Here is a 13,564-nt window from a genome sequence, read left to right as displayed (position 1 = left end):
GTCAGGCGGCGTTGTGGGCGTGGACACCGCGGGTGGCGGCGGCGCGGCGGTCTTCCGGCGGAACGTGGGCGCCCGGGCGGGCCATGGCGCGGACGTCGGTCACGATTTCCACCAGCAGCTTGGGATCGCGCGCGACGATCTCGCTGACCACCGCGGCGAAGCCGGCCACGGCGACGACGAGGGCCACGATCTCAAGCGCGTAGTCGAAAGACATATCCAGCTCCTCTTTCGGGGGTGTTTTGTGCGGCGCCGCATATATGGCAGAACCGCTTCCCGATTGCAAGGCGACCGTATGCCGCAGACGGTATCTGGCATACCAGATACGTACGGTGTGCATGCCGCGCTGTCCGTCCCGCACCAACAGGCCGGCGGCGCGAAGGTGCGGGCCAGTGAACCAAAGGACACATAAACGGAGGGCGCACGAGCGAAGGGCACTGGGGTAAACGCGAGTCCGAGAGGAGGGTCCGATGCAAGCCAAGCACGTCATGACATCGCCGGTGATCACGGTGACGCTGGACACCACCGTGCCCGAGATCGCCGAGCTGCTGCTGTCGCGCCGCATCAGCGGCGTTCCGGTGACCGACGCCGAGGGCAAGGTGATCGGCATCGTCACCGAGGGCGACCTGCTGCACCGCGCCGAAACCGGCACGGAGCGCCGCCGCTCGCGCTGGCTGGAGCTGCTGACCGGGCCGACCGGACAGGCGTCGGAGTTCGTGAAGTCGCATGGGCGCCGTGCCCGCGACGTGATGACCCGCCGGGTGATCTCGGTAACGCCCGACACCGAGCTGTCCGACATCGCCCAGATCATGGAGAGCGAGCGCGTGAAGCGCGTGCCCGTGCTGGTGGACGGCAGGGCGGTGGGCATCGTCAGCCGCGCCAACCTGCTGCACGGCCTCGTCGCCTACCGCCACGCGCCGCAGGGGGCGGCGGCGGGAGCGGGGACCGAGGGGGACATGGCGATCCGCGCCGCCCTGCTGGAGCGGCTGTCGGGCGAGCGGTGGATCGACCTGAACCAGGTGAACATCGTGGTGGCCGACGCGGTGGTGCAGCTGTGGGGCGTGGTCGAGAACGACGACCAGCGCCGCGCCCTGCGCATCGCCGCCGAGAGCGTGCCCGGCGTGAAGCGGATCGAGGAGCACCTGCACCGCAACCGCTTCGTCGGGTAGGGCGCAATGCGTAACGATCCAAAGCCCCTCTCCCTTTGAGGGCGAGGGGAGAAGGGCTTCAAGGAGTCCAGACAGAGGAGCAACACCGGATGCCCCCTCCCGCAATCAACGTCCAGCCGCTGGACGTCGGCGCCACGTTCCGGAGCCGGGTCTACCGGGCGCTGAAGAGCGCCATCGTCGAGATGGACATCTACGACCATCCCGGCGAGGTGCGCCTGGACGAACGCCAGCTCAGCGACCAGCTGGGCGTCAGCCGCACGCCCATCCGCGAGGCGCTGACCCTGCTGGAGCAGGAGGGGTTCGTCCGGCTGGAGCCGCGCCGCGGCATCTTCGTGGTGCGCAAGACCAAGACCGAGATCATCGAGACGATCATCGCCTGGGCCGCCCTGGAAAGCATGGCCGCGCGCCTCGCCGCCCAGCGCGCCAGCGACGACGACATCCGGGGCTTGTGGACGCTGTTCGCCGCCTTCGAGCAACGCAACCCGTCGGAGCACCTGAAGGAATATTCGGACGCCAACATCGCCTTCCACAAGGCGATCATCCGGCTGAGCCGGGCGAAGATGCTCCAGGAGATGACCGACAACCTGTTCATCCACATCCGCGCCATCCGCAAGCTGACCATCGCCCAGGACAACCGGGTGGAACGCTCGGTCCACGACCACCACGGCATCATCACCGCGCTGGAGCGGCGCGACGCCGACCTGGCGGAGCGGCTGGCCCGCGACCACACGCTGGGCCTGGCGGAGCACGTGGAGAAGCACGGGGACTTCCTGGACTGGCTGAACCAGCTGTCCGACGGGCGGGCGCGCGGGGACGGCGGCTTCACGGTGACCCTCGGCGCGCCGTAGCGCCGCCGCATACCATCTTGGGGCCAACAATTCGTGTGCCCAACGAATCCGCTTGACGGTGTGGCATTCTGTATACCAGTATAAGGCATCCCACAACGCGGCCGTTGCGAACCCCTGTCCGGAACGCGCGGGCACGCCAGGGAGGGAGCCGTTCAGAGGAGGGGTGTCATGAAGGTCGAAGAGATTCTCCGGACGAAGGGGACCCGGATCAACATGGTGCGGGTCAACGAGACGGTGGAAACCGCGCTGAAGCTGATGCGGCGGGAGAACATCGGTGCCCTCGTCGTCAAGGACGTCTGCCGGACGGAGGGCAACACCATCGTCGGCGTCATCTCGGAGCGCGACGTGGTGCGCGGCCTCGTCGACAGTGGCCCCGCCATCCTCCAGCAGCCGGTGTCGGCGCTGATGAGCCGCAACCCCATCACCTGCCGGCCGTCCGACCCCGTGCGCCACGTCCTTCAACTGATGGACGAGCATGCGATCCGCCACGTCCCGGTGCTGGACGGCTTCACGCTGGTGGGTGTGATCAGCGTGCGCGACCTCATCAAACGCCAGCTCGCCGAGGCGCCGGAGGAGGAGTGGGATTATCCGATCGCCGTGAACCAGTAACGGCCACGCCGATCCCGTAGGTTGGCGCCAAGCGCAGCGCGGCCCGACATCCGCCGTCATGGCAAGGGGTGTTGGGCCGTGCTTGCGCTTGGCGCCGACCTACGCGTGCCCCCCGCACACAAAAATCCCCCGAGCGCGGGGCGCCGGGGGAGTTAGGGAGAATCCAGCGGGAGGACACCGCGTAGACCCGGTTCCTTTGTACCCCGTTGGAGCGCAGCACGACCATCTGGGATTCCGTATGCCAGCCATGCGCTGAGCGTATTTGGTATACCAGAAGGGCTGGCGAGGCTTGTCGCCGGGGCGGCGCAGCCAGGGCGTTGCCGAAAGCCCAGGAAAACCGCCGTTTTTGCCGAGGGCATCGGTGGAACCGAGGGCGTTGCGCACCGTGCCAATCGCCCGCTTGGCCCATCTATCCGCCATTTGGACAGTTGGCGACGCCAGCAAATGGGCTTGCCGCAGTTAGGCATCTGGTATACCGTATCATTTATTCAGAGACGCGGGCCTCGACGCCCGGACTCTCCGCGCCGGACGCCGTTCTGGCCGTCCGCCCCGCGTGCGACGCGAAAAAAGCAATTGCGGCCGACCCGGCAAGGGCGCTCCCGCACGGACGCATTCACAGGAGGAAGACACCCATGGCGAACGACGTTGCCACCGCCGCGCCCACCGTGGCGGCCGCACCCGCCTCGACGACGACGGCGGACGACACGCTGAAGAGGAAGACCAAGGACGGCAACGTCGTCTCCGGCGGCCACCTCGTCGCCAAGGCGCTCAAGAACGAGGGGGTGGACACCATCTTCACGCTGTGCGGCGGCCACATCATCGACATCTACGATGGCTGCATCGACGAAGGCATCCGCATCATCGACGTCCGGCACGAGCAGGTCGCGGCCCACGCCGCCGACGGCTACGCCCGCCAGACCGGCAAGCTGGGCTGCGTCGTCACCACCGCCGGGCCGGGCTGCACCAACGCCGTCACCGGCATCGCCACCGCCTTCCGCTCGGAAAGCCCGGTTCTGCACATCGGCGGCCAGGGGGCGCTGACGCAGCACATGATGGGCTCGCTGCAGGACCTGCCGCACGTCGACATGATGCGGCCGATCACCAAGTTCGCGGCCGGCGTGCGCTCCACCGAACGCATCGCCGACATGATCTCCATGGCCGCGCGCGAGTGCTTCGCCGGCGCCCCCGGCCCGGCGTACCTGGAGATCCCGCGCGACGTGCTGGACCGCGAGGTGGACATCAGCCGCGCCGTCATCCCGCAGCCGGGCGCCTACCGCGCCTCCACCCGCTCCATCGGCGACCCGGCCGACATCGAGACGCTGGCCGACCTGCTGGCGCACGCCGAGCGCCCGGTCATCCTGCTGGGCAGCCAGGTGTGGACGGCGCGCGGGCACGAGGCGGCGATCGACCTGGTGCGTGCGCTGGACATCCCAGCCTACTTCAACGGCGCCTCGCGCGGCCTGCTGCCGCCGGGCGACCCGCACCACTTCGACCGCACCCGGCGCGAGGGGTTCGACAAGGCCGACGTCATCGTCATCGTCGGTACGCCCTTCGACTTCCGCATGGGCTACGGCAGGCGGCTGGGCCGCAACGCGTCGGTCGTGCAGATCGACATGGACTACCGCACCGTCGGCAAGAACCGCGACATCGCGCTGGGCCTCGTCGGCCATCCGGGCGCCATCCTCGCCGCCGTGCGGCAGGCCGCGTCGGGGCGCATCGAGCGCGGCGCGCAGGCCAAGCGGCGGGAGTGGATGCAGGAGCTGCGCGCGGCTGAGGAGGTGGCGACCGCCAAGCTGATGCCGCTCTTCACCTCCGACCAATCGCCGATCCACCCCTACCGCGTGGCCTGGGAACTGAACGAGTTCCTGACCGACGACACGATCTACATCGGCGACGGCGGCGACGTGGTCACCATCTCCGCCCAGGCCGTGCGGCCGCGCCGGCCGGGCCACTGGATGGACCCCGGCGCGCTGGGCAGCCTGGGTGTCGGCACCGGCTTCGCGCTGGCGGCCAAGGCGGCCAACCCGGAGAAGGAGGTGCTCTGCTACTACGGCGACGGCTCCTTCGGCATGACGGCCTTCGACATGGAGACGGCCAACCGCTTCGGCCTGCCGTACTTGGCGGTGATCGGCAACAACTCCGCCATGAACCAGATCCGCTATGGACAGATCACCAAGTACGGCGAGGAGCGCGGCGACGTCGGCAACCTGCTGGGCGACGTGCCCTTCAGCAAGTTTGCCGAGATGCTGGGCGGCTACGGCGAGGAGGTGCGGGAATCCTCGCAGATCGCCCCGGCGCTGCGGCGCGCGCGCGAGGCGGTGCAGCGCGACGGCAAGTCGGCCGTGGTCAACATCTGGGTCGACCCGCGGGAGTACGCGCCGGGCACCAAGGCCCAGACGATGTACAAGTAAAGCTCGTTAAAAGCCCCTCTCCCCTTGAGGGAGAGGGGTTGGGGTGAGGGGTATTACGGCTCGGAGAGCCGGAAAAGTGGACTCATTTTCCCGCCCTCCGGGCGGTAACGACCCCTCATCCCAACCCTTCTCCCTCAAGGGGAGAAGGGCTTCAAAAAGAACTGCATTCGCACTGAAGCCCAAGGGAGGGGCATATGGGCAAAGCACTGGACGGCGTGCGCATCCTCGATTTCACCCATGTGCAGTCGGGACCGACCTGCACGCAGCTGCTCGCCTGGTTCGGGGCCGACGTCATCAAGGTGGAGCGGCCCGGCGAAGGCGACATCACGCGCGGCCAGCTGCGCGACGTGCCGGACGCGGACAGCCTCTACTTCACGATGCTGAACCACAACAAGCGCTCCATCACGCTCGACACCAAGAACCCACAGGGCAAGCAGGTGCTGGAGGCGCTGGTGAAGAGCTGCGACGTGCTGGTGGAGAACTTCGCCCCCGGCGTGCTCGACCGCATGGGCTTCACCTGGGAACGCATCCAGGAGCTGAACCCGCGCATGATCGTCGCCTCGGTCAAGGGCTTCGGCCCCGGCCCGTACGAGGACTGCAAGGTCTATGAGAACGTCGCCCAGTGCGCCGGCGGTGCCGCCTCCACCACCGGGTTCGACGACGGGCCGCCGCTGGTGACGGGTGCGCAGATCGGCGACAGCGGCACGGGGCTGCACCTTGCGCTGGGCATCGTCACGGCGCTGTACCAGCGCAACAGCACGGGGCGCGGGCAGCGGGTGCTGGCGGCCATGCAGGACAGCGTCCTCAACCTCTGCCGCGTCAAGCTGCGCGACCAGCAGCGCATGGCGCACGGGCCGCTGAAGGAATACCCGCAGTACCCCAACGGCCACTTCGGCGAGGCGGTGCCGCGCGCCGGCAACGCGTCGGGCGGCGGGCAGCCGGGCTGGATCCTGAAGTGCAAGGGATGGGAGACGGACCCCAACGCCTACATCTACTTCATCACCCAGGCCCCCGTGTGGGGCGCCATCTGCGACGTGATCGGCAAGCCGGAGTGGAAGACCGACCCGGACTACGCCACCCCCGTCGCCCGCCTGCCGCGGCTGATGTCGATCTTCGCGGAGATCGAGAAGTGGACCATGACCAAGACCAAGTTCGAGGCCATGGAGATCCTCAACCAGTACGACATTCCCTGCGGCCCCATCCTGTCCATGAAGGAGATCGCGGAGGAGCCGTCGCTGCGCGCCACCGGCACGGTGGTGGAGGTCGACCACCCCACCCGCGGCACGTACCTGTCCGTCGGCAACCCGATCAAGCTGTCCGACAGCCCGACCGAGGTGAAGCGCTCGCCCCTTCTGGGTGAGCATACGGAGGAGATCCTGCGCGACGTGCTGGGCTTCGACGACGGCGCCATCGCGGACCTCCGCGGCGCCGGCGCCATCGGCGCGCCGCGCCTGCTGGCGGCCGAGTAGGGCCGGCGCCAGCCATTCCGACGAGAACCGGCCGCGCCGGGGGCCGCCCGCCCCCGGCGGACGCCCGAACCGTGCCCGCGAACGGCGGGTGCCAGAAGCCAGAAGAGACACCAGAGGAGGGAAACGCCATGACTGCAGTCATCGACCCGCCGCGGACCGCTCCGGCCCCCGACGTCGTCCGCCGCATCCTCGACACGGCGAAATCCGAGGGGCGCAGCGCGCTGACCGCGCCGGAAGCCAAGGAGCTGTGCGACCTCTACGGCATCCCGGTGCCGCAGGAAGGCGTCGCCAAAACGGCGGACGAGGCGGCGCGGCTGGCCGACGGCATGGGCTACCCGGTCGTTCTGAAGATCGTCTCGCCGCAGATCCTGCACAAGACGGAGGCCGGCGGCGTGATCGTCGGCGTGAACTCGGCCGACGACGTGAAGAGCGGCTTCCAGACCATCATGGACCGCGCCCGCCAGTACGACCCGAACGCCGAGCTGATCGGCGTGCAGGTGCAGCAGATGCTGAAGGGCGGGCAGGAGGTCATCGTCGGCTCCATCACCGACCCCAGCTTCGGCAAGCTGGTGGCGTTCGGCCTGGGCGGCGTGCTGGTGGAGGTGCTGAAGGACGTGACCTTCCGTCTGGCCCCCGTCAGCCGGGCCGACGCGCTGACCATGCTGGACGGCATCCAGGCGGCCGAGGTGCTGAAGGGCGTGCGCGGCGCCAAGCCCGCCAACCGCGAGGCGCTGGCCGACATCATCGTCAACGTCTCCAACTTGGTGAACGACATCCCGGAGATCGTCGAGCTGGACCTGAACCCGGTGTTCGCCCGCGAGGACGGCGCCACGGCGGCCGACGTGCGCGTGGTGCTGGACTTCGAGCCGAAGGCGAAGCGCTACCTGCCGTCCCAGGACGAGATCGTGCGCCAGATGAACCGCATCATGAAGCCGGAAGCGGTGGCGGTGATCGGCGCCTCGTCCGAGGACGGGAAGATCGGCAACTCGGTCATGAAGAACCTCGTCAACGGCGGCTACCAGGGCAAGATCTACCCGATCCACCCGAAGGCCGACGAGATCCTGGGCTACAAGGCCTTCAAGAGCGTCAAGGACGTGCCGGGCGAGGTGGACGTGGCGGTCTTCGCCATCCCCGCCAAGTTCGTGGCGCAGGCCCTGACAGAAGTCGGCGAGAAGAAGATCCCCGGCGCCGTGCTGATCCCGTCGGGCTTCGCCGAGACGGGCAACGTGGAGGGGCAGGATGAGATCGTCGCCATCGCGCGCAAATACGACGTGCGCCTGATGGGGCCGAACATCTACGGCTTCTACTACACGCACAAGAACCTGTGCGCGACCTTCTGCACGCCGTTCGACGTGAAGGGCAAGGCAGCGCTGTCGTCGCAGTCCGGCGGCATCGGCATGGCGATCATCGGCTTCAGCCGCTCCACCAAGATGGGCGTCTCGGCCATCGTGGGCCTCGGCAACAAGTCGGACATCGACGAGGACGACCTGCTCGCCTTCTTCGAGCAGGACGACAACACCCAGGTCGTCGCCATGCATTGCGAGGACCTGAAGGACGGCCGCGCCTTCGCCGAAGCCGCCAAGCGCGTGTCGAAGAAGAAGCCGGTGGTGGTGCTGAAGGCCGGCCGCACCTCGCTGGGCGCCCGCGCCGCCAGTTCCCACACCGGCGCCTTGGCCGGCAACGACAAGATCTACGAGGACGTGCTGCGGCAGTCGGGCGTGGTGCGGGCGCGCAGCCTGCAGGACCTGCTGCAGTTCGCCCGCGGCATCCCGGTGTTGCCGACGCCGAAGGGCGAGAACGTGGTGATCATCACGGGGGCCGGCGGGTCGGGCGTGCTGCTGTCGGATTCGTGCGTGGACAACGGGCTGTCGCTGATGGCCATGCCGCCGGACCTGGACACGGCGTTCCGCAAGTTCATCCCGCCGTTCGGCGCGGCCGGCAACCCGGTGGACATCACCGGCGGCGAGCCGCCCACCACCTACAAGAACACCATCCGCCTGGGCCTGGAGGACGAGCGCATCCACGCGCTGATCCTGGGCTACTGGCACACGATCATCACGCCGCCGATGGTGTTCGCCAAGCTGGTGATCGAGGTGAAGGAGGAGATGAAGGCCAAGGGCATCGAGAAGCCGATCGTCGCCTCGCTGGCCGGCGACGTGCAGGTCGAGGAGGCGGCCGAGTACCTCTACGACCACGGCGTCGTCGCCTACCCGTACTCGACCGAGACGCCGGTCGCGGTGCTGGGTGCGAAGTACCGCTGGGCCCGCGCGGCCGGGTTGTTGTGACAAGGGGACGCCGTAGGTTGGGTTGAGCCGAGGGCGAAAACCCAACGTGCCCGCCATGCAGGGGACGTTGGGTTTTCGCTGGCGCTCAACCCAACCTACGGCCCGATCCAAGGCCGGTCCGCACATGCCCTTTCGGGCCGTCGCGTGGCGCGCGCGGGTGCGGTAAGCTCTGGGCGGCAGCCCGGCCGGCCCTAGGTTCGACCATGCCGTCCGCAATGAACAGCGATGATAAAAGGGAGGGGAGGCGACCTATGGATACGGCCATCCCGGACAAGGCACGCGCCATCCACCCCGGCTCCGGCCGGCGGAACACCAGGGGTCAGCCCAAGGGACGGCAGGTCGACCCGGCGGCGCTGGCCGAGGTCCGGGACCTGCTGGGCACGCGGTCCCGCCAGCCCGATCTGCTGATCGAGCATCTGCACCTCCTCCAGGACACCTATCACGGGCTGCACGCCCGCCATCTGGCGGCGCTGGCGCACGAGATGCGGATGGCGCTGGTCGAGGTGTACGAGGTCGCCTCCTTCTACGCCCACTTCGACATCGTCATGGACGGGGAGGAGGCGCCGCCGCCCGTCACCGTCCGCGTCTGCGACAGCCTGTCGTGCTGCATGGCCGGCGGCGAGGAGCTGCTGAAGGCCCTGCCCGGCACGCTGGGCCCCAACGTGCGCGTCGTGCGCGCCCCCTGCATGGGGGCATGCCACAACGCGCCCGCCGTGGCCATCGGCCACGCGCTGCACGAGAACGCCACGCCGGAGAGCGTCACGGCCGCCGTCGCGGCCGGCGACACCCACCCGCACATCCCCCGCTACATGGGATTCGGCGAGTACCGCGCGGGCGGCGGCTACACGCTGCTGTCGGAATGCCTGGCGCACCGCTACGAGGTCGAGGACATCCTCCAGCGCCTGGAATCGGCCAACCTGCGCGGCCTGGGCGGCGCCGGCTTCCCGACGGGCCGCAAGTGGCGCTATGTCCGGCACGAGCCGGGGCCGCGCCTGATGGCGGTGAACGCCGACGAGGGCGAGCCCGGCACCTTCAAGGACCGCCACCACCTGGAGACGGACCCCCACCGTTTCCTGGAAGGCATGCTGATCGGCGCCTGGGCGATCGAGGCCACGGACGTCTACATCTACCTGCGCGACGAGTACCCGCAGATCCGTGAGATCCTGCTGAAGGAGATCGCCGTTGTGGAATCCGCCGGCCTCGCCCGGCACACCCGCATCCACCTGCGCCGGGGTGCCGGTGCGTACATCTGCGGCGAGGAATCGGCGATGCTGGAAAGCATCGAGGGCAAGCGCGGCCTGCCGCGCCACAAGCCGCCGTTCCCCTCCGTCGTCGGGCTGTTCGGGCGGCCGACGCTGATCAACAACGTCGAGACGCTGTTCTGGGTGCGCGACATCGTCGAGAAGGGCGGTGCCTGGTGGGGCAGCTTCGGGCGCAACGGGCGCACCGGCCTGCGCAGCTATTCGGTGTCCGGCCGGGTGAAGGAGCCGGGCGTCAAGCTGGCCCCCGCCGGCATCACCATCCGCGAGCTGATCGAGGAACACTGCGGCGGCATGGCCGAGGGGCACAGCTTCAAGGCCTACCTGCCGGGCGGGGCGTCGGGCGGCATCCTGCCGGCCAGCATGGACGATATCCCGCTGGACTTCGGCACGCTGGAGCCGCACGGCTGTTTCATCGGCTCGGCCGCCGTGGTGGTGCTGTCCGACAAGGACGACATGCGCGCCGTGGTGCGCAACCTGCTGGCCTTCTTCGAGGACGAGAGCTGCGGCCAGTGCACGCCCTGCCGCGTGGGCACCGAGAAGGCCATGGCGCTGGTCAGCCGGCCGGAGTGGGACCAGCCGCTGCTGCTGGAACTGGCCAAGGTGATGGGCAGCGCCTCCATCTGCGGGCTGGGGCAGGCGGCCATGAATCCGCTGAAGAGCGTGCTGAAGCATTTCCAGGATGAGTTCGCCGCACCGGCCGTTGGGCCACAGGCGAACCGGGAGGACGTGGGATGAGCGAGGGCGTCACTTTCCATCTCGACGAGGTCGAGGTCGAGGCGCGGCCCGGCGAGACCATCTGGCAGGTCGCCACGCGCCTGGGCACCGAGATCCCGCACCTCTGCCACTCGACGGCGCCCGACTACCGCCCCGACGGCAACTGCCGCGCCTGCATGGTGGAGATCGACGGCGAACGCGCGCTGGCCGCGTCGTGCATCCGCAGGCCGACGCCCGGCATGCGCGTGCGCACCGCCAGCGACAGCGCCAAGGCGGCGCGGCGCATGGTGTTCGAACTGCTGGTCGGCGACCAGCCGGACCGGGCGCGCGCGCATGATCCCGACTCCAAGTTCTGGAACTGGGCCGACCGGGTCGGCGTGACGGAGAGCCGCTTCCCGTCGCGCGCGGCACCGGTGGACAAGGACTTCAGCCACCCGGCGATGGCGGTGCAGCTCGACGCCTGCATCCAGTGCACCCTGTGCGTCCGCGCCTGCCGCGAGGTGCAGGTGAACGACGTCATCGGCATGGCGTTGCGCGGGCACAGCGAGAAGATCGTCTTCGACTTCGACGACCCCATGGGCAGCAGCACCTGCGTCGCCTGCGGCGAGTGCGTGCAGGCCTGCCCCACCGGCGCCCTGATGCCGAAGACGCAGGTCGACGCGGTGACCGGCGTGTTCACCGCCGCGCCTGATCGGAAAGTCGACAGCGTGTGCCCGTACTGCGGCGTGGGGTGCCAGCTGACCTACAACATCAAGGACGACGCGCTGCTGTCCGTCACCGGGCGCGACGGGCCGGCCAACCACGGGCGGCTGTGCGTCAAGGGCCGCTTCGGCTTCGACTACATCCACCACAAGCACCGGCTGACCAAGCCGCTGATCCGGCGCGACGGCGTGTCCAAGCACGACGCCGACATCGACCCAGCCAACCCGCTGACCCACTTCCGCGAAGCGACGTGGGAGGAGGCGCTGGCGCTGGCGTCCGGCGCCCTGAAGGGCATCCGGGACGCGCACGGCGGGCGCGCACTGGCCGGCTTCGGCTCGGCCAAGGGGTCGAACGAGGAGGCGTACCTGTTCCAGAAGCTGGTGCGCACCGGTTTCGGCTCCAACAACGTCGACCACTGCACGCGGCTCTGCCACGCCTCCTCGGTAGCGGCGCTGATCGAGGGCATCGGCTCGGGCGCCGTGACGGCGCCGTTCAACGCGGCCGAGGACGCCGAGGTGATCGTGGTGATCGGCGCCAACCCGACCGAGAACCATCCGGTCGCCGCCACCTTCTTCAAGAACGCGGTGGAGCGCGGTGCCAAGCTGGTCGTCATGGACCCGCGCGGGCAGGCGCTGAAGCGCTTCGCCACGCACATGCTGCAGTTCAAGCCGGGCCGCGACGTGGCGATGCTGAACGCGCTGCTCAACGTCATCATCACGGAAGGCCTGTACGACCGCCAGTACGTGGAGGCCAACACCGAGGACTTCGACCGGCTGAAGGCGCACATCGCCGGCTACACGCCGGAAGCCATGGCCGACGTCTGCGGCATTCCGGCGGCGACGCTGCGCAACGTGGCGCGGCTGTACGCGCGCGCCCAGGCCTCCATCATCTTCTGGGGCATGGGCGTGTCGCAGCACACGCACGGCACCGACAACGTGCGCTGCCTGATCGCGCTGGCGCTGACCACGGGGCAGGTCGGCCGCCCCGGCACCGGCCTGCACCCGCTGCGCGGGCAGAACAACGTGCAGGGCGCCTCCGACGCCGGCCTGATCCCGATGATGTACCCGGACTACCGCCCGGTGACGAACCCGGAGGTCCGCGCCTTCTACGAGGACTTCTGGAAGACGGAGCTGGACCCCGAACGCGGCCTGACGGTGGTGGAGGTGATGGACGCCATCCACGCCGGACAGGTGCGCGGCATGTACATCATGGGCGAGAACCCGGCCATGTCCGACCCGGACGTGCAGCACGCCCGCGAGGCGCTGGCGAAGCTGGACCACCTCGTGGTGCAGGACATCTTCCTGACGGAGACCGCCAAGTACGCCGACGTGGTGCTGCCGGCCTCGGCGTGGCCGGAGAAGGACGGCACGGTGACCAACACCAACCGGCAGGTGCAGCTGGGCCGCACCGCCCTGCCCATGCCGGGCGACGCGCGCCAGGACTGGTGGATCGTGCAGGAGCTGGCCCGTGGGCTGGGGCTGGACTGGGCCTACACGCACCCGCGCGACGTGTTCGCCGAGATGAAGGGGGCGATGCCGTCGCTGGACAACATCAGCTGGGACCGGCTGGAGCGCGAGGGCTCCGTCACCTATCCCAGCCTGTCGCCGGAGGATCCGGGGCAGCAGATCGTGTTCGGCGACGGCTTCCCGACGTCCAGCGGGCGCGGGCGGCTGGTGCCGGCGGCGGTCATCCCGCCGGCGGAGGAGCCGGACGCCGACTTCCCCATGGTGCTGACCACCGGCCGCCAGCTGGAGCACTGGCACACCGGCGCCATGACGCGCCGCGCCCAGGTGCTGGACGATTTGGAGCCGGAGGCGGTGGCCTACATGGCGCCGGCCGACCTGCGGCGCATGGGCGTGGAGGCCGGTGCCCCGGTGCGCGTCACCACCCGGCGCGGCCGGATCGAGCTGAAGGCGCGCTCCGACTCCGCCGTGCCGTCGGGGCTGATCTTCGTGCCGTTCTGCTACGCGGAAGCGGCGGCCAACGTGCTGACCAACCCGCAGCTGGACCCCTTCGGCAAGATTCCGGAGTTCAAGTTCTGCGCGGCGAAGGTGGAGCCGGCGGCATAGAAGGTGAAACGTAGCATCGTAGGTTGGGC

9 protein-coding genes are annotated in these 13,564 nt (G+C 69.1%); 8 read left to right on the top strand and 1 reads right to left on the bottom strand.

Features of this window, described 5'->3' with window-relative positions:
• Nucleotide 1 precedes the first annotated feature (1 nt).
• Nucleotides 2-214, bottom strand: coding sequence for a hypothetical protein (locus VED21_RS04100; protein ID WP_324881042.1), 213 nt, complete (start codon nucleotides 212-214; stop codon nucleotides 2-4).
• Between the two features lie 253 nt (nucleotides 215-467).
• Between VED21_RS04100 and VED21_RS04095 the strand changes: the two genes are divergently transcribed.
• The 8 genes from VED21_RS04095 to fdhF all read left to right on the top strand — a co-directional run bounded on the left by VED21_RS04095 (nucleotide 468) and on the right by fdhF (nucleotide 13,535).
• Nucleotides 468-1,166 (top strand): CBS domain-containing protein, encoded by a 699-nt coding sequence (locus VED21_RS04095; protein ID WP_324881041.1) that lies wholly within the window; start codon nucleotides 468-470, stop codon nucleotides 1,164-1,166.
• 89 nt (nucleotides 1,167-1,255) lie between these two features.
• Nucleotides 1,256-2,014 carry a GntR family transcriptional regulator gene (locus tag VED21_RS04090; protein ID WP_324881040.1) on the top strand — a complete coding sequence of 253 codons (759 nt, stop codon included), beginning with the start codon at nucleotides 1,256-1,258 and terminating at the stop codon, nucleotides 2,012-2,014.
• Between the two features lie 168 nt (nucleotides 2,015-2,182).
• Nucleotides 2,183-2,623 (top strand): CBS domain-containing protein, encoded by a 441-nt coding sequence (locus tag VED21_RS04085; protein WP_324881039.1) that lies wholly within the window; start codon nucleotides 2,183-2,185, stop codon nucleotides 2,621-2,623.
• A gap of 632 nt (nucleotides 2,624-3,255) precedes the next feature.
• Nucleotides 3,256-5,034, top strand: a complete 1,779-nt coding sequence (locus VED21_RS04080) for a thiamine pyrophosphate-binding protein (RefSeq protein WP_324881038.1) — start codon at nucleotides 3,256-3,258, stop codon at nucleotides 5,032-5,034.
• 194 nt (nucleotides 5,035-5,228) lie between these two features.
• Nucleotides 5,229-6,503 (top strand): formyl-CoA transferase, encoded by a 1,275-nt coding sequence (gene frc, locus VED21_RS04075; protein ID WP_324881037.1) that lies wholly within the window; start codon nucleotides 5,229-5,231, stop codon nucleotides 6,501-6,503.
• Nucleotides 6,504-6,631: 128 nt separating this feature from the next.
• A complete protein-coding gene (locus VED21_RS04070) occupies nucleotides 6,632-8,788 on the top strand; it encodes an acetate--CoA ligase family protein (RefSeq protein WP_324881036.1) in 2,157 nt (718 codons plus the stop codon).
• A gap of 251 nt (nucleotides 8,789-9,039) precedes the next feature.
• Complete coding sequence (locus tag VED21_RS04065) at nucleotides 9,040-10,785, top strand: NAD(P)H-dependent oxidoreductase subunit E (protein ID WP_324881035.1); 1,746 nt, start codon at nucleotides 9,040-9,042, stop codon at nucleotides 10,783-10,785.
• Entirely contained in the window at nucleotides 10,782-13,535 is a 2,754-nt protein-coding gene (fdhF, locus tag VED21_RS04060) for a formate dehydrogenase subunit alpha (protein ID WP_324881034.1), read from the top strand. The genes VED21_RS04065 and fdhF overlap by 4 nt, the downstream gene beginning before the upstream one ends.
• Nucleotides 13,536-13,564: the final 29 nt, after the last annotated feature.

The sequence above is a fragment of the Azospirillum sp. genome, from assembly GCF_035627195.1.
In the GTDB taxonomy this organism is placed as follows: domain Bacteria; phylum Pseudomonadota; class Alphaproteobacteria; order Azospirillales; family Azospirillaceae; genus Azospirillum.
The sequence above is the reverse complement of the archived record's forward strand: the minus strand, read 5'-3'. Positions and strand labels throughout refer to the sequence as shown.

What these genes read in the sequence shown, in the direction of transcription:
- VED21_RS04095 (WP_324881041.1), top strand. Translation starts at nt 468, where the DNA reads ATGCAAGCCAAGCACGTCATGACATCGCCGGTGATCACGGTGACGCTG.
- VED21_RS04065 (WP_324881035.1), top strand. Translation starts at nt 9,040, where the DNA reads ATGGATACGGCCATCCCGGACAAGGCACGCGCCATCCACCCCGGCTCC.
- VED21_RS04070 (WP_324881036.1), top strand. Translation starts at nt 6,632, where the DNA reads ATGACTGCAGTCATCGACCCGCCGCGGACCGCTCCGGCCCCCGACGTC.
- VED21_RS04080 (WP_324881038.1), top strand. Translation starts at nt 3,256, where the DNA reads ATGGCGAACGACGTTGCCACCGCCGCGCCCACCGTGGCGGCCGCACCC.
- frc (WP_324881037.1), top strand. Translation starts at nt 5,229, where the DNA reads ATGGGCAAAGCACTGGACGGCGTGCGCATCCTCGATTTCACCCATGTG.
- VED21_RS04090 (WP_324881040.1), top strand. Translation starts at nt 1,256, where the DNA reads ATGCCCCCTCCCGCAATCAACGTCCAGCCGCTGGACGTCGGCGCCACG.
- VED21_RS04085 (WP_324881039.1), top strand. Translation starts at nt 2,183, where the DNA reads ATGAAGGTCGAAGAGATTCTCCGGACGAAGGGGACCCGGATCAACATG.
- fdhF (WP_324881034.1), top strand. Translation starts at nt 10,782, where the DNA reads ATGAGCGAGGGCGTCACTTTCCATCTCGACGAGGTCGAGGTCGAGGCG.
- VED21_RS04100 (WP_324881042.1), bottom strand. Translation starts at nt 214, where the DNA reads ATGTCTTTCGACTACGCGCTTGAGATCGTGGCCCTCGTCGTCGCCGTG.